Below are 24539 nucleotides of genomic sequence, written 5' to 3'. Positions count from 1 at the left end.
CAGAAAGTTTATATGTCTGTTCTAGATGTATCAGTTGTGCCTTGGGAAAAATGGAGTTCGCTTTATTTATGAATATGAAAAATGTTGTAATTATCATTCCAACTTATAATGAGTCTCTTGTAATTGAAGAAACGATCCATCAGGTTTTTAAAGCCACATCTTCTGCTGCGATGAGTTTTCATGTGTTGGTCTTTGACAGCAGCTCTACAGATAATACCCAGAACATAGTGTCCCACCTTCAAAAACAGTATCCCCAGTTACATGTAATAACAGAACCACAAAAAACAGGCTTGGGTTCAGCCTATTTACAAGCGATGCATTACGCATTAGCTCATTTAGGTGCGGATATTATTGTCGAGTTTGATGCGGATTTATCGCATCAACCGTGTTATCTTTTACCGATGATTGAAAAAATGCATGATCACGACGTTGTTGTGGGCAGTCGCTATATTAAAGGGGGAAGCATCCCACGCAATTGGGGTTGGCATCGTAAGCTTTTATCTAAACTGGGTAATATAGTGGCACGTATCGCTCTTACTCCCAAATATAAAGATTTTACCAGTGGCTTTAGAGCAACTCACTACCTTGCTTTGAATAAAGCGTTACCCAAACGTTTTATTTCTAATAATTATGCATATAAATTAGAATTGTTATGGGCCTTACATAAAACTAAAGCAAAAATTGCTGAATATCCTATTGAATTCGTGGATAGAGAAAAAGGGCAAAGCAAGCTCCCTGCAAACAGTATTTTTGATTCCCTTCGGGTTCTCGCCACGTTACGTTTAAATGAATTAAAACCTTATTTCAGCATGTGTGCTGTAGGTCTCATAGGCTTAGTCATCCAGTGTCTGGTTTATAATGTTCTGCGCTTAAACTTCCCCCCTTTTTTTGCTGTGCAATTAGCTGTTGTAGCCGCAATGGTAAATAATTTTATTTTAAACAATAAATTTACGTTTAAAAAAAGAAGTTTAAGTCAGCGGTTTAAATCTTTTGCTTTTTTTGTTGGGTATTCTGTTTTGATGGTGGGTTTTCAAGGTAATTGGGTGAAGTTGGGTATCAATTACTTCGGTACAGGGTATCTAAAAGAAAATCTAGTCATGGTTTCAGGCGTAATCTTGGGTTCTGTATTAAATTATCTTTTTTATTCGCGTCTGGTTTGGCGAGAAAAAAGGCAGCAGGCTATTTTACAGTAGCGTTATTCTTTCATCTGCATTACTTGATAATAAAAAGGGATATTTCTTACTCCCTGTCCTTGGCCCTTTGACCATATTTTCTTTAATGTTGATTGTTCAATGGCTTGTTTTTTAATCTCCGGAAGAGCAAAACGCCATAGTTCTTTTGAAATTAAAATCACTGGTTTTCCTGCAAGCTCTATATCTTTTGACCAGTAACGGTACATTAAGCTCTCTATCCCAAAAATATGGGAACTGGCTATGGGGTAACTTTTTAGTACACTGCCTTTAGCCAGAAACTTACTCTGATAAAATGCCAGCTCACTACTTATAGGGAAGTTATCTAAAGGAATAAAAATGGGTGTTTTCTTGGTTTGGACTTCAACTTGCTCGGCAATATGATGAAATTTTCTAATTAAAGACTCCCAGGCAACAACTTTTATAAATAATTTTTCTTGCACTAACCTTGAGCTATTGAAAGTGGCTAGCATAAAAGCACAGCTATAACATAGCAATAAGGAGAACGCGGCTCCTAACCATATGGAGTGATTTCGGGAATTGTTGGCAATAAGCAAAGCAAGCCAAGGGATAAGAGCTAAAAACAGAGGACCTATCCAGTTTAAATTGATTTCATGATTCAAGCTAAATAAGGCAAAAAATCCCAAGGGTACCAAGATAAAAATACGTAGATAACGTTTCGCATTGATCATGTTGCAACTTGTGTCCAGGGTATTTTTTTTCAAAAGTCTCCATAAGCCCAAAACGCCTAGCGGCGTAATAAAGATAAAAATTAAGGCAAGAAGATAATGTAGATCGATAGACGATGTTGAAGCGAATCGACGTTTGCTTTGAAATAAAAAAGAAGCCCATTGGTGAGTGGCATTCCAATAAATAACAGGAGTGAACAGTATTCCTGCAATAAGAGCGCATACATAGGGCTCCTTCCGCTTGAGCCAGAGGCGAGCTGTAGGCACGGTGATCACGTAATATAGAGTTGCCAGGCCCAATAACACAATTGTATATTTGGACAGCATCCCTAAGCCAAGCCAAATACCAGTAAGATACCAATAGTATGCTTCATTTAAAATCAGGGAGCGATAAAGGCAATAAAGCGATGCAGACCAACAAACGAGAAGGGGAAGGTCGGGAGTAATCACCAGCGACTGAATGAAAAAAAAGGGTAATATAGCTAATAACATCAACGCGTATATCGCAGCCTTACGATTGATTAGGTGGGTTAATTTATAGCTAAAAAAAGCCGTTAGCAACCAACACATCAAGCTGGTTATACGCACACTGAATTCGTTGGTACCAAAAACTGAAGTCGAGAATTTAATAAGCAGAGCAACCATAGGGGGATGATCCAGGTAGCTAAAATCAAGATGTTGGGCATAATTCCAGTAGTAGGCTTCCTCAACAAGTAAATCAGCTGATGTCATGCACACTAGATGTATAAGTAAAGAAATACCAATAATAACCAGGAGATACCTCTGGGTATGAGGGGCTATGTGGATGTGATCCGAAGAAGGTTCAGATAACTCAGTCATTTGAATTTGGTATTAAACAAGTGCATTTTCTCATATTATCTTATTGATTTGATGCTTAGGGTTTAGAGAAATTAAAGATTTCAACTCAGGCTAAAGGTGGGTATTATAGTATGAAACCCGCGCAATGAGAAAGCCCTGTGTAACGGGTAGGGACACCCAGCCACGATATTGATTATTTCTTTAATTGTACCACCTTGTAGTAGTAAGGGTTACTTGTTATACCCTGCCCCTGGCTGATTGCTTCTATTTTTTTTGTCTCTGACATTTGAATAAGTTGTTTTCGAAGTGCTGCGTTGTTAAAAGACTGCAGATCGGTAGCAATAAGAATTAAGGGCTTACCTATATAATCCTCTTTTTTTGACCAGTAACGATACATTAAACTTTCACCGCCTAAAAAATGTGCTCCCGCGATGGGGTAAATAGTGCCCACTGCTTCTTGCGCCTGAAACTTGGCTTGATAAAAAGACAGTTCACTACCAATTTGATAATTATCCAGTGGAACAAAGGTTGGTATTGTCTTTGTGGTTGCTTCTACTTGTTTGGCAATCTCAAGAAACTGTTTGGTTAGTGTATCCCAGGCAATGACGTCTCTGAGGAGCTTTTGTTGCATCATTTCGGATTTATTAAAGTAGCCAATCAATATAACAGTGCCATAACATGCTAATAAAAAAACAAAGGATTTTAGCCAAAGGCGCTTTTGACGAGCGTTTGCGATAAGGGCCGCCAGCCAGGGAAGGAGAGCTAAAAAAATAGGGCCTATCCAATTAAATTTAACAGAGTGGTTGATGCTAAACAGAGCAAAAAATCCTAAGGGAATTAGGGTATAAACACGCATGAAATATTTAGTTCGGTCGCTTATATCCGCTACCGCCAAGGTGTTTTTTTGCATCAGCTTGCCCAATCCGTAAATACCAATGGGCATTAGAAAAAACAGGGATAGTCCGATCAATTGAGGTAGATGGAAGGATGAAGTGGATGCAAAGCGACGGCTGCTTTGAAATAGAAAAGAAACCCATTGATGAGTCGCATTCCAATAAATAACAGGAGTAAATATAAGCCCAGCAATCAGAGCACAGAAATAAGGTTCCTTCCGCCTGAACCATTGCCTGGCTGTTGGTACCATGATTATATAAAAAAGAGTAGTCATACCTAATAGAGCAATGGTGTATTTTGAAAGCATTCCCAAACCAAGCCCAATTCCGGCGAAGTACCAGTAATTTGGTTCCTTTAAAATAAGTGCCCGATAAAGACAGTAAAGAGATGCTGACCAGCAGACAATAAGAGGTACATCAGGTGTAATAAAGAGCGAATGGATAAAAAAGAAGGGTAATGTGACCAACAACATAAGAACATATGGCCCGGAGCCATTATGGATTAACTCAGCCAGTTTATAGCTAAAAAAAGCCATAAAAATCCAGCAGAATAGGCTTACCATGCGCACACCTAATTCATGAGTGCCGAAGATTGATGTAGATATTTTGATTAGTAATGCCACCATGGGCGGGTGATCCAAATAGCTAAAATCAAGGTGTTGGGCATAATTCCAATAATAGGCCTCTTCCACCAGCAAGACGGTCGATGTGATAAATATCATATGGATTAATAAGGAGATACCTATAAGAATGAAAAGATATTTTGTGGCCAGGGGGTCTTGCTGGACTCTAATAAGGCAGGTTTTAAGAGGATTAGTTATTCGATTTTTTAGCATTGAGAAACTGCGATTTTGCATCTTGATTTTCCTGGTTTCCGATAAGGGTTTTCATTTTTCCATTTGGTCAAAAATTGATGGTCGCTATTGATCGTGTCAAAATTCTAAGGCGATTACCCGGGGTAATCGCCTTAGAATCGGAAGCTTTTATCCTTTTTTATAAAAGATGTCAATTTACTTTGGTGCAGTCATTTCTTCCGGCTTAACATATTCTGCAAATTGCTCAGCAGTTAAAAAACCCAATTTTACAGCGGCTTCTTGTAACGAAGAGTTGTCATGATGAGCCGTTTTTGCGATTTTTGCTGCTTTATCATAGCCTATGTGTTGATTAAGAGCGGTTACAAGCATTAAGGAGTGATGTAAGTAGTAATCAATTACAGTATGATTGGCCTCTATTCCTTCAGCACAAAACTCCTGAAATGAATGACAGGTATCCGTTAGCAAATTCAGGGAGTGAAGCACATTAAAGATAATAACTGGTTTGAAAACGTTTAATTCGAAATTGCCCTGGCTATCTGCAATCCCTACCGTAGAATCATTGCCTAAAACCTGGGCACAAACCATGGTCATGGCCTCACACTGGGTCGGGTTTACTTTACCAGGCATAATAGAAGATCCTGGTTCATTTTCCGGAATGTGTAACTCTCCTATTCCACAACGAGGTCCCGAGGCTAACCAGCGAATGTCATTAGCTATTTTCATTAAGGCACAGGCCAGGGTTTTCATGGCACTGTGGGCAAAAACCAGCGGCTCATGTGAGGCTAAAGCTGCAAATTTATTAGGCGCTGTAACAAAGGGTAGTTGTGTAATCTTGGCAATGTGTTCTGCAACTTTACTGGCAAATTGGGGATGGGTATTTAACCCGGTTCCTACTGCAGTTCCTCCTGCGGCAAGCTCGTATAACTCAGGTAATACTTCCTCAAGTCTGTGAATACATGCATCCAATTGGGCTACATAGCCTGAAAACTCCTGGCCCAGGGTAATAGGAACAGCATCTTGAAGATGAGTACGGCCAATTTTTACTATATCTTTAAAGGCAGTCATTTTAGTTGCAAAAGCATTGCGTAAATTGCGTACGGCAGGTAGTAGTTTCTCATGAAAAGCCATGGCTGCTGCAACATGCATGGCTGTTGGGAACGTATCATTTGATGATTGAGACATGTTGACATGATCATTGGGATGAATGGGGGATTTACTACCCATTGTACCCCCCGCAAGTTCGATGGCACGGTTGGAAATGACTTCGTTGGCATTCATGTTTGATTGAGTACCACTTCCAGTTTGCCAGACATGTAAGGGAAAATGATTATCTAGCAGGCCATTACTTACTTCTTCTGCCGCTTTGACAATTAGCTCCGCTTTGTCTTGAGGCAATTTTCCCAGATCCAGATTGGTCAGTGCCGCTGCTTTTTTTAAAATTCCAAAAGCATGGGTCACTTCAAGCGGCATGATATCCTTGCCGATATTAAAGTGATGTAAGGAGCGTTCAGTTTGTGCCCCCCAATATTTATCAGCGGGGACGTTGATTTCACCCATGCTGTCCGATTCTGTACGTGTTTTGGTCATAAATATTCCGTTCAAATGGTAAAATTGAAAATTTTAGCATAGCAGACGAAAATAAGTAATTTTTGTGATACTGTGCGCGGTTATAATTGTTTTCTTGGAATCTGGACAGGCAAGCTAAACTTCTCAATAATCCATGGAGGAGACCGAAAAAACAGCACCCAGTTCTACCCTAAATAATGGTGAAAAAAGTGAGAGAAATACGCATTTACCAGCCAGGAGAATATCATAGTGGTCAGTTACTAGAGCTATCTCCTGAAGCTGGACAACATGTGGCTGTGGTGTTACGAATGCAACCGGGCGAGAAACTAACTTTGTTCTGTGGTGATAACCAAGAATTTACAACTTCCATCGAGACGGTTAAAAAGAAGCAAGTTATTGTTCGTATTGATTTGGTAAAAGAAAAAAGCAGAGAGTCACCGCTGAATATTCATTTGGCTCAAGCCGTTTCAAAAGGAGATCGTATGGAGCTGGTGATGCAAAAATCAGTTGAGCTGGGTGTATCCAGCATCACACCATTAATCACTGAGCGTTGTGCCGTTAAACTCGATAAAGAACGATGGGCCAAAAAACTTCATCAATGGCAGGCTATTGTTATTGCGGCATGTGAGCAGTCTGGTCGTAATAAGGTACCAACTGTTCATCAACCGATAAGTCTGGATAATTATCTAAAAACAGCTAAAGCCAAATTAAAGTTCATTCTAAATCCTGATTGCAGTAGTACCTGGCGTGATTACTCTGTTGGATATTGTGATATTGCCCTGATCATTGGTCCCGAAGGGGGGTTAACTGACGATGAGATTAATCTGGCTTGCCACCACGAATTTTTACCTTTATCTTTAGGGCCAAGAATATTACGTACAGAAACTGCAGCAATTACTGCATTAAGTGTGTTGCAAGCTGTGGGTGGTGATCTATAATAGACTTTTAAAGTGGTAAATAACTGGGGTTTAGACATGAGTGAACATATTAAAACGGTAACAGATGCGAGCTTTGACCAGGACGTTATAAATGCCAATAAACCAGTATTGGTTGATTTTTGGGCTGAGTGGTGTGGTCCTTGCAGGGCGTTGACGCCAATTTTGGAAGAAGTGGCTGCAACACATGGTAAAGATGTAACTTTTGCTAAAATAAATATAGATGAGAATCCTCAAGCTCCAGCAAAGTTTGGTGTAATGAGTATTCCTACTTTAATTTTGTTTAAAAATGGCGAGGTTGAAGCAGTTAAAATGGGGTTGCTATCTAAATCTCAATTAAGTGCTTTTGTCGAAAGTCACGTATAAAATACAATTGAATCATTATTTGTCTTGTTGCTTGGGTACCGTGCTTTAGGCGCGGTACTTAAGCATTAAGTGCCAATTGATTTCTAAGTGATTATATGAATGTCTGATTTGTGGAATACACGGTTCAAGCTGTTATCAAGACTTATTGAGAAGTGGCTCCAATAATTTATTAACCTATTGATATTGAAATAAAATAATATCAAGCATGAGCGTTTGAAAATTACTTTTTATTTTTACTGCAAAAATATTAGATTTTGTTGTAAAGCTGTGGTAGCCTATGTGAAATATGAAATATACTTTAATGCAAGTATGATTCATAGGCAGCAGAATCCTTAGCTGCTATTCCCTAACAAAAAAATTTTCTCGGATATTCAATTCGTTTAAACAATAAATCAAGTGAGAAGTATGAATCTTAGTGAACTTAAGCAATTACCTATTGCCGATCTCGTTAACATCGCACAAGAAATGGGGGTGGAAAATACCTCCCGTATGCGCAAGCAAGACATTATTTTTGCCATTTTGAAGGCTCATGCTTTAAAGGGTGAAGACATCCACGGTGATGGCGTTTTAGAAGTTTTGACGGATGGCTTTGGTTTCTTGCGTTCTGCAGACGGTTCTTATTTGGCCGGTCCTGATGACATTTATGTCTCACCTAGCCAGATCAGACGTTTTGGTCTTCGGTCTGGCGATACCATCTCTGGTAAAATTCGTCCTCCCAAGGACAGTGAGCGTTATTTTGCGTTGTTGAAAGTGGATGAGATCAACTACGATACTCCAGACAGTGCGAAGCGTAAAATTTTATTTGAAAATTTAACTCCATTGTTTGCTTCAAAACGTTTGGTTATGGAACAAGGTAATGGCAGTACTGAGGATTTGACCGCCAGGGTTGTTGATTTATGCGCTCCCTTTGGTCGTGGTCAACGTGGCTTGATTGTTTCCCCACCAAAAGCGGGTAAAACATTAATGCTGCAAAACATTGCTCGTTCGATAGAGAAAAATTATCCAGAATGTTACCTCATCGTTTTATTGATTGACGAACGTCCTGAGGAAGTAACTGAAATGCAACGCTCTGTTAAGGGGGAAGTTGTTGCCAGCACGTTTGATGAGCCTGCTAACCGTCACGTTCAAGTCGCTGAAATGGTGATTGAAAAAGCAAAACGGTTGGTTGAGCATAAACGTGATGTCGTTATCTTGCTTGATTCCATCACTCGTTTAGCACGTGCTTATAACACTGTAGTTCCTTCATCAGGTAAGGTACTTACTGGTGGGGTTGATGCAAACGCATTACAAAGACCTAAGCGTTTATATGGTGCTGCGCGAAACATAGAAGAGGGAGGTAGCTTGACTATTATTGCTACCGCTTTGGTAGATACTGGTTCTAAAATGGATGAAGTGATTTACGAAGAATTCAAGGGAACTGGTAATATGGAAATTCACTTGAGCCGTAATATAGCTGAACGTCGTGTTTTCCCAGCAATTAATATCAATCGTTCAGGTACCCGCCGAGAAGATCTGTTGCTAAGCCCGGAAGATTTGCAACGAACCTGGATATTGCGCAAGATTCTCCAGTCTATGGATGAATGTGATGCAATTGAGTTCTTGTTAGAACGAATGAAGAATCATAAGACTAACGCTGAATTCTTTGATGCAATGAAACGACAAGAGTAGGAGTGACTGCTTAGAAGTCTCGTCTTGTGGTTTATATTCACATGTTCCTTATTAGCAAAGCATAATACGGAACATGTGAATGGTCTTTTCTTTATAAGCATTTGATTCAGGAAAAAAGGACGGCGTTACTGCTTTAAATCCCCATAATTGTAGAGATACATCATCAATGAAATACTCTGATCTTAGAGACTTTATCGCTCAACTGGAATTACGTGGATTATTAAAACGTATCAATTTCCCGGTATCACCTTACCTTGAAATGACAGCAGTAAGTGAACGTGTTCTACGTGCCGGTGGACCTGCGCTTCTTTTTACTAACACCCCAAACCACGATATGCCTGTATTAACTAATTTATTTGGTACAGTTGAGCGTGTTGCCATGGGCATGGGTGAAGAAACCATCGCTGCATTACGAGAGGTGGGTAAATTATTAGCCGCTTTAAAAGAACCCGATCCTCCTAAAGGATTTAAAGATGCGTTTGGCAAACTGCCCCTTCTAAAACAAGCGCTGAACATGGCACCAAAGTATGTTAACGGTGCAGAATGTCAAACCCATGTTTGGGAACATGATGAAGTGGATTTAACTCGTTTGCCTATTCAAACCTGTTGGCCTGGTGATGTTGCTCCATTAATTACCTGGGGTCTGGTGACCACTAAAGGACCGCAGCAAACTCGTGAGAATATGGGAATTTATCGACAGCAATTATTAAGTAAAAATAAATTAATTATGCGTTGGTTATCCCATAGAGGAGGTGCTTTGGATTATCAAGCCTGGCAACAGGCTTATCCTGATGAGCGTTTTCCCGTTGCCGTAACTTTAGGAGCTGACCCGGCAACCATCCTGGCAGCAGTGACTCCCGTGCCTGATAGTCTATCTGAATATGCATTTGCTGGTTTATTACGAGGCCAACGTACCCGGTTGACGCGGTGCATCGGCAGTGAATTACATGTGCCAGCCAGTGGAGAAATTATTTTGGAAGGGTATCTTGAACCGGGTGTGGAAGCCCCGGAAGGTCCGTATGGAGATCACACTGGCTATTATAATGAAGTACAATCATTCCCAATCTTTACTGTGGAACGTGTAACTCATAGAGAAAAACCAATTTATCATAGTACATATACCGGAAGGCCACCTGATGAACCTGCTATTTTAGGTGTGGCCTTGAATGAAGTCTTTATCCCCCTATTACAAAAGCAATTCCCCGAGATTGTTGATTTTTATTTACCCCCAGAGGGATGTTCTTATCGTTTGGCAATAGTGACGATAAAAAAACAATATCCCGGACATGCAAAACGAATCATGATGGCTGTATGGTCATTTCTGCGTCAGTTTATGTACACAAAATTTGTTATTGTCTGTGATGATGATGTCGATGCGCGTAATTGGCACGATGTTGTCTGGGCAATGACTACACGTATGGATCCTTGCCGTGATACAGTAATGATAGAAAATACACCTATAGATTATCTTGACTTTGCATCACCTGTTTCCGGTTTGGGCTCAAAAATGGGTATGGATGCAACCACTAAATGGCCAGGAGAGACGCAAAGAGAATGGGGTAAGCCGATTGTTATGGATAAAGAAATATTAGATAAAGTGAATGGCTATTGGCCTTCTTTAGGGTTAGAGGAATGAGCGGGCAAATAATTCAGGCTCAAGTAGAGGTAATTTCTCCACTGACTGATAGTATCGTTCAGTTGATTTTAACCCCGGACGAGTTTGTTGATTATCAAGCGGGACAGTACCTGCAAATTTTATTTGATGGAGAAGCGTTTAGTTACTCAATTGCCAACGCCCCCCTGGGATCTCATAAATATGAATTACATATCAGACACAGTCTTGATAACCCCTATAATCAACGTTTATTTGCCCATATTAAAAAACAAGGTTCCGTTACTTTACGTTTACCGTTTGGTGAGTGCAGCATCAATCATTTAGCGGAAGAAAGACCAATCATGTTTATTGCCGGAGGAACTGGATTTGCTCCGGTTAAAGCAATGATAGAACAATTATTGGCTAATGCGGATCGGAGACCTTTTGAGTTATATTGGGGAGCAAGATCCCAAAGTGATCTGTACATGGATGAAAAGGTAAGCAGCTGGGAAGCCCATGTCAGTCGGTTTAACTATTTTTCTCTTCTCGCTGATGAAAGTAAAGAAACACTGGCATCTCATATCTTAAAAAATCATGCTGAAGATCTTACTGAATGGCAAATGGTAATCAGCGGTCCTTTCGATATGGTGTACAGTACGCGAGATATATTAGTAGCTAACGGGGTGTTACCTAACCATTTATTTTCAGATGCGTTTAGCTTTGAATCCAAGTAGAAAAACCAAGTCAAGTAAAAGGGGAATCAAGTGAATACTTTCTATCAAATTTTGGGTGTTTTGGGCGCAATCATGATTGTATTTGTATTATATCGCGCGATAAAAGGTAGACCCGATCAATTCAGTAAAGAAAATTTAAGCAAGAGTTTTTTAACCATGGGTATATTGGCCATGGGGTTAATTGGATTTATTGCTTTATTAGTTTTGATGCTAAGAAACTCATAGCTTAGTCCGCTATGGGTTGTGGTATAGACCTCTTGCAATTCAGTGGTCTTGTAAAGAGGCCGTTATGCAAGAGATTTAAACATTAATGCTTCGAATTCGCACTTTGATAACTTCCCTCTTTTTCATTTAAAAAGTTATGAAGATGGGGATTGTTAACAGGGTGTTGGCTGGGATCAGCAGTTAACATGTTTTCTTCAACATAAGTCATTTGACTGCTGTCATCCACTAAAAGCCTATACCACGGATTACGTGTTGCAAACTCCCGCTTGCTTGCTTGTGGATTGTAATTACCAGAGGCTTGGAATAAAGGATCTATATCCACAATTATAGCTCTGTAGCCACTGCGTTTATGGATAACCAAATCTCCAATATTAAATTTAGCAATTTTATTCATTATTAGCTCTGTTTTTGATCACCATAATTCATCTATCGGTATTGTTTAAGAGATCTTGAGCCAATTATTAAAGCATTATTGGAACGTGAGCGTTGATAAGTTTCCAGACTCATTGTCGTGCAACGAGTCTGGAAGTATTTAAGGGGATGAATTTTACGGCCTATAAGTCAATTTGAAGCCATTTTTTTCGTGATGTTGGTTAAACATCATCGACTAATTTGCTGGCAAAAAATCAAATGGTTTTGTCGGCTTTAACAGACTGGATACTTCACCGGAGTGCACATGACCATTCTCCACTGCTAAGCTAAGCACAGGAGCATCTTGGGAGAAATTTAGATTTTTTAAATCAATCCAGATGGTGCTGGGGTAAGTTGATGAGTCAAAATAATAAACTCTATTTTTTTGATCCGAAATCGTACGGTATAAAGTCGATGCAATATTAGGTTTATTGGGAGTAGTAATACCTAGCGGCACAGAAACGGAACGCATGACTCCTAATACACTGGCAATAGCCTGATAAGTATAAGCTTGCTCAGGGACTCCTTGAATGTAATTACTGCTTATTTTCTTAGGAATAGATTGAATTAAGAAGGATGCTCTGGCAAATCGGTCGGCAGCCCGGCTTGTCCCTGGTAAAAATACATCACCATTAATTTCTTGCCAATATTCGTTTAAGGCCAACTGTTTGCTGTATATTGGTGAGTTAGTCATGACTTGATACTGTTTGCCGTGATGAATAACGAGCTCACCACCAACATATTCAAAAATGGCGGAATCTCCGCTTGAATCAGATAATGATAAATGCACTTGGCTCGGTGTTCCATTCGGTAGGTTGGGTGCAATAATTTGGAAGATTGTTTGCGACATAGCATCAACCGCTTCACTCACGGTAGCAAAATTATCTAAGGCATACTGCCCCCAAACGCTTACAGATAAAGGAGGGTTGCCCTTTTTGGCACTGCCAAAATCTGATTCGGCCAGATAAAGCATATTCATTACCAGACCTCGTTCATTCATGCCATCCGCGGTAGCAATATCATACACAGAGGTAATCACAGAACCGTATTTAGATGTCCACTTAGGGGAGTCAGGACCTGCTAAGCCATCACGTTTCATCCCTTTGGGAAATACCCAGATGCTGGAATGCATGTTTTCCATCCAGTCCATAGAGCGGCCAGTGATGATTAGATCATCTGATCCTAAATAGACCGCTCGTGTGCACGCTAACGTTTCTGGTATTGGAATTAGTAATAAAGCCGAGCAAAGCAATAACAATTTTTTTAGCAGAGAAAATTTATTCATAATTCAATCCTTAAATTTAAGACACGACTCCATGTGCCAAGCTCTTCATTATCTGAGATCTAAATCCGGATCGCAAGAAATCATATGTCCGCAAGGGGGCAGGATCACAAGATAAGTCCAAAACCCCTCGGAAAATAAAGTTCAGGCTACAGGAATAGCTTAAGGGTTAAGCAAAACAAAGAGCTAAAATAATCCCTAGTTCATAAAGGATGCACAGGGGCAGGGCGAGCATTATTTGGGAAAACACGTCAGGAGGAGTCAATAGCATTCCAACGATGAATGCCCCTACAATAATATAGGGTCTTATTTTTTTAAGAGTTGCTACCTCTATAGTTTTTAAACGGACCAGCACTATAGTGATTAGTGGTATTTGAAAGACCAAGCCGAACAGTAGCAACATACGCGTAATGAAATCTAAGGCATAGGCCATATCAGGCATAAAATGTACCCCTCTAGGCAGCGCATGGCTAAAAAACTGAAACATAAAAGGAAGGATCAGGTAAAAGCAAAACGTTAATCCTGCAAAGAAAAGCAATACACTCATGAAGATGGCGCCACGAAATTGTTCTTGTTCATTTTTATGGAGTCCTGGACTGATAAAACGCCACAGGTGAAATAAAGCAAATGGGGCGCTCAACAATAATGCGGCGTCAGCAGCAAGTTTAAGGGGGGTCATTATTGGTGAGGTAATTTGGGTCGCAATTAATTCACTTTGACCGGGAAGAGCAGACAACAAAGGGCTCATCACGGCATGAAAAAAATCCCCTGCCATGAAAAAAAATATTAAAAAAAGGGCGCTAAAAAAGTAGAGGATATAGAGTGCACGACGACGTAATTCAAGTAAGTGAGTTAACATAAGTTAAGGTTTAAGGTTATAAACGAAAAAATACAAAATTTATCTCCATTCAATGCTACCAAACTAGCTCATCTCCAAAGTTCGCATAAGTCCTGTTGATTAGCTTGGCCCTCTTTCAAAAGAACAAAGAGCCGATGCAGATTATTATGCCTGGAAAACAAATTAAACCGTAGAAGTCATGTTATGTTTACTGCCAACGCGCTCAGGCCTAATTTCTTTTAAACGATTAAATTGATCCACAAAAACTACAGTAGGAATTAAAGTAGTACACTCTTCTTCTAATACTTGCGTAAAGGATGCGATAATTATCAGATCTCCCGGGGTAACTAAATGGGCAGCAGCTCCATTAACGCAGATATCAGTGGAGCCCTTTTCTCCAGTAATGGTATAGGTCTCAAATCGGGTACCTGCAGTGACATTCCAAACATTCACTGCTTCGTAAGGCAGTATATTAGCGGCTTTAAGAAGCTCGGGAGAAATGGTGATACTTCCTTCATACTCCAAATCAGCTTGAGTGACACAGCCACGATGAATTTTTGATTTAAGCATTTTTCTATAAGCCATTATTTTTTCCTAAATTTGCATTGTGAATGGACAAGGCTTAATGGAAGTTCGTCCATTTTGACTGTGTTTTAATTTTACACCATGATTGGAAATGTATGCTACAAAAATTTTAAAAATAACTGTGCCGAACACTTGCTTGCCCATTACACACTGGAACAGATGGGTGTGTATTTTGTAGAATATGGATCATATCGTAAACTGTTTAATAGTTAACTTTTACAGAAAAAGAACGGCAGTTGTGACCAAATAGATCAACTTGATTTTTAATAAATCAATTGCTACAGTATTATATTGAGGTGTTTATATTGATTTTTCCAAGGAAGGAGACGTGAAGTGGGCCCCTCGGCAAAGGTCCGCTGATTTTTTTATCAATGGAAAGATAAGGGAAGCGGTCTTTAGTCTGTAAGAGAGGAGCTCCAATGAAATCTTCTGTTGATACAACAGGAACATTAATCCGTATTTTAAGTAATAATACCGAATTATCTTCTCAGCACACTGTTGATAATTTATTGGCTGAAAAAGAGCTCACTTTAGAAAAAAGGATTCAACACATTGTTAGACAATATGTCATTTTGCGTTGTAGTTTTAATACAACCTTCCAGTTCTGCCACGATGTAATCTATCCTAAAATTCAACCCCAGTTTGGGCATAAAGCCCCCGGCCAGCAGAAACCAAGAGTTATTGAGGTACCTGGCACCCTAACTGTAAGGCCGAATCAAATAATTGCAAATCCGGAACAAAAAGCCGTGACTTAGTTATTGCTTTGTCAGGAGAAGAATATGAGTAAGTTAAGCTTGGCAAAAGCTGTTTTGGCATTATTTAACGAATACGATGTCCGCGGTTTGATTGGCGCGGAGCTGAACAGAGACACTTATTACACCCTTGGCGTTGCTATTGGAAATGAGCTGCAAGACACAGAAACCATAAAAATGATCCTGATTTGCCGAGACAGTCGTGGAAGTAGCAAAGCCTTTACGAAAGCCTTGGCTCAAGGCCTATTACTCAGCGGAATTGACGTCATTGATATTGGTTGTTTACCTACACCGGTCCTTCATTTTGCCATGCGTTTTCTTCATTGTCCATCAAGTTTGATGGTAACAGCCAGCCATAATCCCATTAACTACAATGGATTAAAGATAAATCTTGCAGGAAAAAATTATCATGGTGCGCTTCTGAGATCATTGCACTATCGAATTATTCAAAATCAACTCAGAATTACTGAAAAAAATGATGAGGTTCACATTCATTATCCATCGGAGCAGATGGTTACTCAATATATTCAGGCTATTAAAACCGATCTTTCGCTGTCACTAAAACTGCGTGTTGTTGTCGACTGTGGTAATGCTGTTGCTGGTACTGTGGTACCTCCATTATTAACAGCATTAGGGTGTGAGGTTATCCCTTTATATTGTGATGTTCAAGAAACCTTTACCAACCATAATCCTGATCCTGCGGTTGAAGAAAATTTGCACGATTTATGTTGCCACGTTCAGGAGCATAAGGCTGACCTTGGTGTAGCATTTGATGGTGACGGAGATAGATTAGGCGTTGTTGACAATAAAGGTTGTATTATTCCTTCCGATCGCCTGCTTCTTGCTTTTTCTCATGCAGTACTTACCCAAAAAAACAATCCAAGGATTGTATTCGATGTCAAATGCACACAGCATTTAAACGACTACATTTTAGCTCGTGAAGGTATTCCAGTAATGACTAAAACAGGAATGGCCAACATTATGTCTAGCATGTCAGAACATCAGGCTCTTCTTGGTGGTGAATATTGTGGCCATTTTTATTTTAAAGATCGCTGGCTTGGTTATAATGACGGTATTTATGCCGCAGCCCGTACCTTGGAAATGTTATCTAAACAAGTGAATGATGCCCACACATACTTCAAACAATTTCCAAACTCCATTAATACCAGTGAATTAAAAATTCCCATTTCTGAGCATAAGAAAGAAGCTTTTATGAGGCAATTGTTAGAGCAGGCACCACAATTCCTTGGAGGAACGATCATCTGTATTGATGGGTTAAGGGTGAATTTTGCTACGTCTTGGGGCCTAATCAGACCTTCAAATACAGGCCCTTGGTTAACCCTGCGTTTTGAGGCGAATACGGAGGGCGATTTACAACAAATTAAATTGTTGTTTCGTGAGTTAATTACGAGAATTAACCCTTATCTTGACTTGCCATTTTAATTAATCATTAGACCTTGACAGAATGTAATTTGATTTGCTGGAGCCTTAATTGCAGGTGCATCCAATCGTCGTTATTTCAAAACAATCAGGTGACCGTTCCAGGTTGACTAGTTCTTCTTGTGGTTTCGGTTAGGGGCTTATTCCTCTTTTCTAAATACTGTTCAGTAAACTTCTTGAGCTATAAGGTATATAGCTGGTTATTCTTTGATAATTGATCAATTGTAAACCATAATTAGATACGTTCCGTTAAACGTAGTGAATATTATGTTAACAAGAGACGAGCTGATTTTAATTGAAGAAAACTACTCCCTTGTGCTTCTTCCCAAGAAGATAACCTATATGGCCGGGGGCGATGTTAATCAAGCTTATCAAGTTCAGTCAACAACAAGCGCTTACCTGCTTAAAAAAATAGAGTTGAGTGAGTACGAGCGAGTATATAAAGCCACTCAAAATGAGATAAAAACATCGTTATCTTTTGTTGAAGGTATTTGTAGAGAGCAACAACGATTTGGAAATGTAGTTCCTGCAATAGAAGGAAAATCAGGTGTTTTCTTGGAAAATAATAATTTCGCTTACATGCTTTTTCCTTTCGTTAATGGCGCTGTTGTAGAAAATCTGGCAATTGATAATGAAATGATTGACCGAATTAGTCATAAGCTGTTTCAAATGCATCATGGAACCATAAGCTACGACCGGGATTTCTCCAAACAAAAAAATGCTCATTACATCCAGGTGGCGCACATGCTTGTGGAAAATCCCCACTGGGCAAAATTGGATTGGGCTCTCAAATATCTTACTTTTTTTGAAAAATTAAAAAAAATATCCCGTTTCATCCTGGATAATAAACACGATTTGGTGCAATCGATAGATGCGCTGTCTTTGGATTCAGTTTGTCATAATGATTTGAAGCCTAAAAACGTACTTTGGAATGAAAATAAGGATTTTTGGGTTATTGATTGGGAGGCTGCCTGTGATTTTGACCACCGCGCAGATTATCTTGATACCCTATTAGCATGGTGTATCGAGGAGAGTGCGGGGAACTTTAGGATAAATCCAGATAAAGTAATTGCTTTTCAAGGTCCATATTATATTGCCCCGGAAGAGTTGCATCATGCAATGAATATTGTCATTTTGAAATGGTGTTTTTGGTTTTATTTTTGTCTATCAAAAGGGATGCAACATCCAATGAGAGTACCGCATTATGCTTATCATGCAAAAATAGCCTTGGGTTATCTGAATTTACTTATCAGTAAAAGAGATCTGGATTTTTTAGCTACTAGGGAATAAGTGGAGATTATTGATGAGCTTAAAAAATCAGGATAAAATTGATACAGTTGCCATTTTTGATTTTGATGGGACTTTCACAAATAAATCGACCACGTTACCTTTTTTGCGATTTGTTTTTCCCTGGCAATTTATACTTCTAATGCCATTTTTATTCCCTGTCTTAGTTTTTTTTTCCTGCAGATTAATATCTATAGATAACTTGAACATCTTTATTTGCTGGCTCTTTTTTAAAAATAAACCCAGAGAGACAATACTTTCTTGGGGTGATATGTTTGCCTGCACTCAAATACCTCCTCTGCTCAAGAGTGAAGCAATTAATAAATTGAAAAAACATCAAGAAGACGGTCATTACTGTATCTTGGCTACCGCTGCTTACGATATTTATATCAAATCCTGGGCGGAATTTTATGGTTTTGACGCAGTGGTATGCACCGTACTTGAGGTGGGAACTAACAATCAGTTTACAGGGCATCTATCTGGAGCCAGTTGTTATGGTTTGGAAAAAGCAAAAAAGGTACAACCCTGGATTAACCACAATACTGAGATTTATGCTTATGGAGACAGTCGTGGCGATAAAGAAATTCTGGCATTAGCGGACCATCCTTTTTATCGATGTTTTTAATCCAGAAACACTAAATTTTAAACGGATTTCTGTAAGTTATAGTTATAAAGTTTTGGTCAATATTTAAGGTTAAAGTTAAAACAGAAAAGTAATGGTGCGAGTGCCAGGGCAATCCATTTAATTGATGACACGCCTAGTTTAGTGAGGAGACGGGTAATTTTTTCGATAAATCTTTTAATTTTATTTGCGGGTTCTTTGAGGCCATTATTATTGTTACCACTTTGATTTATATGAATTATTTTTTTTGTATTCCAATTCATATGAAGAGAAGCACAACTAACCAATTGATATACTCTCAGTAGTGGTCTAATTTTAAAAGAGTTGTAAGTATATGTTTCAGGGATGTGAACTATTTTTCATTAGAACGTTTGACGAGAGGTAGAAATGAACTTCGGCCCTGGCGATCTGTTAATCAATTCCATTTTTAAAAATGCTCATCAAGCACCAGATAAAATAGCTCTGAAATTTCTTAACGCTGATTATCAGACTTCCGCACAGTTAACTTACAAGCAGTTATGTGACAAGATGACTAATTTGGCAATTAGAATCCAGAGTACGAAAAGCGATAGCCCTATTTTACTGCTGTTTGATTCAGGGCTTGATTACGTTGTTGCTTTTCTTGCTACTTTGCTTGCAGGTAAAATAGCGGTTACAGCTTACCCTCCCAGAAAAACAAGGCATCTTGAACGATTATTAGGTATTCTTGATGACTCCAAAATCGATGTAATTCTAACTCAAAGTACGATTAAAGCTCATTGTGATCAGAATCACTTTTCTTTTCCGGAACAAGCAGAAATTATCTGTACCGACGTTCTGGTAAAAACCACCACACAATTTATGCCTACCCCAGTTGACAGTGAGGATATCGCTTTTTTGCAGTATACTTCTGGATCTACAGGAGCCCCTAAAGGTGTTGTTGTCAGACATCAAAATATTGTTGCGAATGTTCGTTTAATGGCACAAGTGCTGGGTGAGGAAAATTTAAAGGTGGCTGTATCCTGGTTGCCTATTTTTCATGATATGGGTTTGATCGGCTGCACTTTACTGCCTCTGTATTATGGCAATACAGTAGTATTCATGGCTCCTTTAACCTTTTTGAAAAAACCCTGCTTCTGGTTAGAAGCCATGAGTGAGCATAAAGCTACTTTCACCATGGCTCCCAATTTTGCTTATGAGCTGGCATTAAATTTTGTGAATGATCAATCCAATCTCGATTTGTCCAATATGTGTCATTTAGTTAATGGGGCGGAACCAGTTAAAACCAGCACTATTGAAAATTTTGAAAAAAAATTAGCATGTTTTGGCCTGAAACCAAATACCATGAAACCCGCTTATGGCATGGCAGAAACAACATTGGCTATTTCGATTAATACTAGTTTAGCCGAGCGTGTTATATCGGTATCTAAAAATGGCTTACATGAAAGAAAACTGGTATTGGCCAAGAACAGTGAGGAAGTAATCGATTTAGTTCGTTGTGGTATGATTAAGGACTCTCATTATCAGGTTCGTATTGTATGTCCCGAAACGTATAAAAGATTAACTAATAAGCAAGTAGGCGAAATTTGGTTGAAAGGCGACTCTGTAGCTGCTGGCTACTACCAGAATCAGAATAAAACAAAAGAAATCTTTGACAACTATATAAGTGATACGGGTGAGGGGCCTTTTTTACGCACAGGGGATTTGGGGGTTTTTGATGAAGAAAATCATCTTATCATTTGTGGACGGCTAAAGGATTTAATTATTATCAATGGGCGAAATATTTATCCTCAGGATATAGAGCGAATAACTTATGATTCACATGATCAACTTATAAAAAATAGTGCTGCTGCATTTGCTGCTGCACTAGGTAATGAAGAAAAAATACTCATCATTGCTGAGGTGGAGGAACATTTAAAACCTGCTGTTTATGAAGAAATATTACAAGGAATAAAAAAGGCTATTTTTGAAGAGTCCGGTATTTTTCCTTACGACATCATTCTAATCCCACCGCGCCACATCTCCAAGACAAGCAGTGGTAAAATTCAACGCAGTATGTGTAAGAAAAATTATCAAGAAAACCAGTTAAAAATAATCGCCCGCTTATTGAGCGCTAAACCTGACGCCATTAAAACTTCGTCTATTTCAGCAAACTCATTGGAAAATTGGATAAAAAACTGGATCGCGCAACACTGCGCTGTTGCTATTAATAAAATTGAAAGTACACGTCCTTTTTTAGACTATAATTTGGACTCGGTTGCTCAGGCTCAGTTTCTTCATGAATTAGAAGAATATACAAAAAAAACACTAGAACCATGGCTTGTTTGGCAATATCCAAATATACAGGAGCTGGTCTTGGGTTTAACCAATCAAGAAAAATCAGCCCAGAAAAACCACCCCGTTATCCCTTATACTCCAATTGCTATTGTTGGAATGGATGCCCGTTTTCCAGGAGTATTGCAGCAAGACGTTAACGATATAAGTGAGTTTTGGCAGCACTTAATGACCCAAAATGATGCGATTAGTTCCATACCAATGGAGCGGTGGGATAATCGGCTTTATTTTAGTGAAAATCAGCAACAGGAAGGAAAAACTTATGCAACAGCAGGTGGTTTTTTAAATAACATCAAAAAATTTGATGCTCTTTTTTTTAATATTTCACCCCGAGAAGCGGAATACCTTGATCCGCAGCAACGACTGAGTCTTGAAACATCTTGGCATGCACTGGAAGATGCCAATATTCCTCCTTCAAGCCTAAAATATAGCAACACAGGAGTATTTCTCGGAATCAGTACGCATGATTATGATACGTTGATTCAAAAAAATACTGCATTGGAGGAGTTAGGCACTTATCAGGCAACGGGAACCAGTTTCTCAACTGCTGCCGGACGTCTGGCTTATTTTCTGGGCACAGAAGGGCCTTGTATGGCAATTGATACGGCCTGTTCTTCCTCGCTTGTTGCAGTCCACCAAGCAGCCAGAGCATTGCATGAGTACGAGTGCGATATGGCAATTGCAGGGGGGGTCAATCTGATTTTATCTCCTGAAAATAATATTATTTTTTCTAAAAGTGGAATGCTTTCTCCGACTAATCATTGTCATACTTTTGATGAAGAAGCCGACGGCTATGTTCGTGGAGAAGGTTGTGGCATGATCGTATTGAAACGTCTGGATGATGCATTACGGGATGGAAATAAAATTTATGCGGTAATCCACGGTAGTGCCGTAAACCAGGATGGAGCAAGTAATGGAATGACAGCTCCAAACCTTGCTGCACAAATCAAAGTAATGCAGACTGCGTTGACAACTGCTTGCTTGTCTGCGGGGGCAATATGTCACATAGAGGCCCACGGAACAGGAACCCCATTAGGTGATCCCATTGAATGGGAAGGGATTCGTCAAGTCTATGGTGAAGAGCGCAACTCGCCTCTTTACATCACTTCCTTGAAAACAAGAATTGGCCACCTTGAAGCGGCATCAGGTATTGCAGGATTAATCAAAGCGACATTATCCCTTTATTATAAAACAATTCCTTCACACCTTCATTTTAAAAAGTTCAATGCAAAAATTCACACTCAGGACAACATGATTGTTCCAACGACATCAGTTGATGTCTCCTCCGAAGAGTCGCTCTATGCGGGGATAAGTTCTTTCGGTTTTAGCGGGACCAACGCTCATTTAATTTTAGGAGCAGCGCCAAAGCAAGAGTGCGCCGCCTCATCGGAAAAAGAACATCCTTGTTTATGGACATTGAGTGCTAAAGACGAGGTAGCCCTCGATGAGTACCTGCAGCATTACAAGCATTTTGGAGAAAAAATTTCTGCTCAGGAATTTGTAACTATGTGTTATCAATTACAAACCGGTCGGAATCATTTTCCTTATCGATGTTTTATTGTGGCGAATAATAAAGAACAATGGCTCCGGGAACTCCACCAGAACCCACAGAGAGGATTAAAACATGGAAGTCACCAGTTAGCCTGGTTATTTACTGGCCAGGGGTCATTAAAAAATAATATGGCCAGAGACTTAAATTCTCATTCCATGTTATTCAATAAACTTGTTGATGATTGCTGCGGGGTTGCCGATAATTATCTGCCGTATTCGTTAAAAACGATATTAATCGATACTCCTGATGATATTGATATTAATGACACTTTATATGCTCAGCCAGCTCTTTTCGTTTTTGAGTATGTATTGGCACGTTGGTGGTTGGAATTAGGTATTAAACCCACCGTACTTTTGGGGCATAGTCTTGGCGAGTACGTTGCTGCAACTCTTGCAGGAGTAATGTCGTTATCTGATGCATTGATGTTGGTTTGTGCTCGTGCTCAACTGATGTCAGAGTTACCGGGCAATGGAGGGATGATTGCTATTCATAGTGCAATGGACGTTGTTGATTTGATACAGAAGAATATTCCGGATTTATCTATCGCGGCACATAATGGATCCGAGCAGACAGTGCTGTCAGGTCCTGATAAGTCAATTGATTTGGTGGCGATTTTTTGTGGCAAACACAACATTCATTCAAAAAAATTGCCTACATCACATGCTTTTCACTCCCCAATGATGCAGCCAATGATTGAGGCATTTTATTTAAAAGCAAACACCATCATTTACCATCCACCCTCCATACCAATGATCACTAATTTGACCGGTAAATTGGCCATGGAAGATACATATAATGCCACCTATTGGTGTCAGCATATACTCAAAACGGTAGCGTTTTTAGCTGGCGTTGAAACGCTTGTAGAGCGAGAAATTGGCATGATACAGGAAATTGGACCCTCACCGGTTCTAAGCGATCTTGCGCTATTGCACCATAAGTTCATCAGCATTCCCTCAATACTGGATACCGAACAGGGCTTCACCGATCTTTTGAATACAACCGGGCAGTTTTATCTCTTGGGCTGGGATTTCAATTGGCAAATTTTATACAATCAAAATACATTCACGTCAGTCCAGTTACCCTATTATCCTTTTCAGGGTAGAGAATATTGGCTGAAAATAAAAAATAATCTCCCCTTACGAGAAGATTGGACGCAAATGCTTTATCAAACCGCCTGGTTTAACGCATCAGCTGTACCAACTGACAAACCAGCTAAAAAATTAAAGACCCTTTTGATTTCTTCAGATTCAACTACCAACAAGTTGCCGCAATATATTGAATCATTGCTAAAACCCGAGACCAATACAACCCTTCCCGTTATTTTAACCGAAGAACAGTTACCATTAATTGCCAAGCATGAGGTTATTGTTTATTTTTGTCAGACAGAAACCGAAAATCTTATAGTTGAACTATCCTGTTTTTACCGTTTAAGCCACTATCTATTATCTAAAGCGCATGAGAAGCAATTTATTTATGTTACCCATGCCGATTCAGTAGTTGGACAAACCTTAATTGCTGCATTGAAATCAATACATAAAGAACAACCGGAATGGCATCTGAATATCATTGATGCAACGGACATAAGAAATCCGTTATTGTGGCATACCGTTACAAACCCTCACTTATTTAGAGAAACTCGCCTGCGTGTCGATGAACAGCAGGTACTATCTGAAGCTATAGTACCCTTCGCGCCACAAAAAAACGCAATTTCCAGGAAAAAATCGCTAGCAAACAAAGTTTATCTTATTACCGGTGGAACTGGTGATTTAGGGCAATACTTTATTGAGCAACTTTTAAAAAGCAAAGTAAAAACAATCATAAGTGTGGGTCGTAACAGAAATCCTAAGCCTTGGAGTAATAGCAGCAGTTCCCGTAACCTACTCAACAGTGCGCCAGTACTGCATCCCAACTATTTTATTTCGTAAACTTTTTTGCTATTTTATCTTTAATTTAAAACTGAATG

General features: G+C 39.4%; 19 protein-coding genes. 12 read left to right on the top strand and 7 right to left on the bottom strand.

Annotation, left to right across the window (positions count from 1 at the left end):
* Positions 1-68: 68 nt before the first annotated feature.
* Positions 69-1193: a glycosyltransferase gene (locus tag HRS36_RS17290; RefSeq protein ID WP_173238323.1), complete on the top strand. Its 1125-nt coding sequence runs from the start codon at positions 69-71 to the stop codon at positions 1191-1193.
* A 2-nt stretch (positions 1194-1195) separates the two neighbouring features.
* Here HRS36_RS17290 and HRS36_RS17285 read toward each other — a convergent pair whose 3' ends face one another.
* The 3 genes from HRS36_RS17285 to fumC all read right to left on the bottom strand — a co-directional run bounded on the left by HRS36_RS17285 (position 1196) and on the right by fumC (position 5993).
* Complete coding sequence (locus tag HRS36_RS17285; protein WP_173238322.1) at positions 1196-2611, bottom strand: glycosyltransferase family 39 protein; 1416 nt, start codon at positions 2609-2611, stop codon at positions 1196-1198.
* Positions 2612-2891: 280 nt separating this feature from the next.
* Positions 2892-4427: a glycosyltransferase family 39 protein gene (locus HRS36_RS17280; RefSeq protein ID WP_173238321.1), complete on the bottom strand. Its 1536-nt coding sequence runs from the start codon at positions 4425-4427 to the stop codon at positions 2892-2894.
* 174 nt (positions 4428-4601) lie between these two features.
* Complete coding sequence (fumC, locus tag HRS36_RS17275; RefSeq protein WP_173238320.1) at positions 4602-5993, bottom strand: class II fumarate hydratase; 1392 nt, start codon at positions 5991-5993, stop codon at positions 4602-4604.
* Positions 5994-6181: 188 nt separating this feature from the next.
* Between fumC and HRS36_RS17270 the strand changes: the two genes are divergently transcribed.
* The 6 genes from HRS36_RS17270 to HRS36_RS17245 all read left to right on the top strand — a co-directional run bounded on the left by HRS36_RS17270 (position 6182) and on the right by HRS36_RS17245 (position 11494).
* On the top strand, positions 6182-6910 hold the full coding sequence (locus tag HRS36_RS17270) for a 16S rRNA (uracil(1498)-N(3))-methyltransferase (protein ID WP_226905516.1): 729 nt from the start codon (positions 6182-6184) through the stop codon (positions 6908-6910).
* Between the two features lie 36 nt (positions 6911-6946).
* On the top strand, positions 6947-7273 hold the full coding sequence (gene trxA, locus HRS36_RS17265) for a thioredoxin (RefSeq protein ID WP_173238318.1): 327 nt from the start codon (positions 6947-6949) through the stop codon (positions 7271-7273).
* Between the two features lie 405 nt (positions 7274-7678).
* On the top strand, positions 7679-8941 hold the full coding sequence (gene rho, locus HRS36_RS17260) for a transcription termination factor Rho (RefSeq protein WP_173238317.1): 1263 nt from the start codon (positions 7679-7681) through the stop codon (positions 8939-8941).
* A gap of 166 nt (positions 8942-9107) precedes the next feature.
* Positions 9108-10577: a 4-hydroxy-3-polyprenylbenzoate decarboxylase gene (gene ubiD / locus HRS36_RS17255; protein ID WP_173238316.1), complete on the top strand. Its 1470-nt coding sequence runs from the start codon at positions 9108-9110 to the stop codon at positions 10575-10577.
* Positions 10574-11269: an NAD(P)H-flavin reductase gene (locus HRS36_RS17250; RefSeq protein ID WP_173238315.1), complete on the top strand. Its 696-nt coding sequence runs from the start codon at positions 10574-10576 to the stop codon at positions 11267-11269. The genes ubiD and HRS36_RS17250 overlap by 4 nt, the downstream gene beginning before the upstream one ends.
* Before the next feature lie 30 nt (positions 11270-11299).
* On the top strand, positions 11300-11494 hold the full coding sequence (locus HRS36_RS17245; protein WP_173238314.1) for a hypothetical protein: 195 nt from the start codon (positions 11300-11302) through the stop codon (positions 11492-11494).
* Positions 11495-11576: 82 nt separating this feature from the next.
* Here HRS36_RS17245 and hspQ read toward each other — a convergent pair whose 3' ends face one another.
* The 4 genes from hspQ to panD all read right to left on the bottom strand — a co-directional run bounded on the left by hspQ (position 11577) and on the right by panD (position 14610).
* On the bottom strand, positions 11577-11888 hold the full coding sequence (gene hspQ, locus HRS36_RS17240) for a heat shock protein HspQ (protein ID WP_173238313.1): 312 nt from the start codon (positions 11886-11888) through the stop codon (positions 11577-11579).
* A gap of 213 nt (positions 11889-12101) precedes the next feature.
* Positions 12102-13190: a linear amide C-N hydrolase gene (locus HRS36_RS17235; RefSeq protein ID WP_173238312.1), complete on the bottom strand. Its 1089-nt coding sequence runs from the start codon at positions 13188-13190 to the stop codon at positions 12102-12104.
* Between the two features lie 166 nt (positions 13191-13356).
* Complete coding sequence (tatC, locus tag HRS36_RS17230; protein ID WP_173238311.1) at positions 13357-14046, bottom strand: twin-arginine translocase subunit TatC; 690 nt, start codon at positions 14044-14046, stop codon at positions 13357-13359.
* A 162-nt stretch (positions 14047-14208) separates the two neighbouring features.
* A complete protein-coding gene (panD, locus tag HRS36_RS17225; RefSeq protein ID WP_173238310.1) occupies positions 14209-14610 on the bottom strand; it encodes an aspartate 1-decarboxylase in 402 nt (133 codons plus the stop codon).
* Positions 14611-15029: 419 nt separating this feature from the next.
* Here panD and HRS36_RS17220 point away from each other — a divergent pair, with 419 nt between their 5' ends.
* The 5 genes from HRS36_RS17220 (at position 15030) to HRS36_RS17200 (ending at position 24501) form a co-directional block, all read left to right on the top strand.
* On the top strand, positions 15030-15365 hold the full coding sequence (locus tag HRS36_RS17220) for a hypothetical protein (protein ID WP_173238309.1): 336 nt from the start codon (positions 15030-15032) through the stop codon (positions 15363-15365).
* A gap of 24 nt (positions 15366-15389) precedes the next feature.
* Entirely contained in the window at positions 15390-16805 is a 1416-nt protein-coding gene (locus HRS36_RS17215) for a phosphomannomutase/phosphoglucomutase (RefSeq protein WP_173238308.1), read from the top strand.
* 264 nt (positions 16806-17069) lie between these two features.
* Positions 17070-18092, top strand: a complete 1023-nt coding sequence (locus HRS36_RS17210; RefSeq protein WP_173238307.1) for a phosphotransferase — start codon at positions 17070-17072, stop codon at positions 18090-18092.
* A 13-nt stretch (positions 18093-18105) separates the two neighbouring features.
* On the top strand, positions 18106-18714 hold the full coding sequence (locus HRS36_RS17205) for an HAD-IB family hydrolase (protein WP_173238306.1): 609 nt from the start codon (positions 18106-18108) through the stop codon (positions 18712-18714).
* A 384-nt stretch (positions 18715-19098) separates the two neighbouring features.
* Positions 19099-24501 carry a type I polyketide synthase gene (locus HRS36_RS17200; protein ID WP_173238305.1) on the top strand — a complete coding sequence of 1801 codons (5403 nt, stop codon included), beginning with the start codon at positions 19099-19101 and terminating at the stop codon, positions 24499-24501.
* The last annotated feature ends 38 nt before the right edge of the window (positions 24502-24539 follow it).

It is taken from the genome of Legionella antarctica (assembly GCF_011764505.1).
Classification (GTDB): domain Bacteria; phylum Pseudomonadota; class Gammaproteobacteria; order Legionellales; family Legionellaceae; genus Legionella; species Legionella antarctica.
This window is presented reverse-complemented; position numbering and strand designations above follow the sequence as displayed.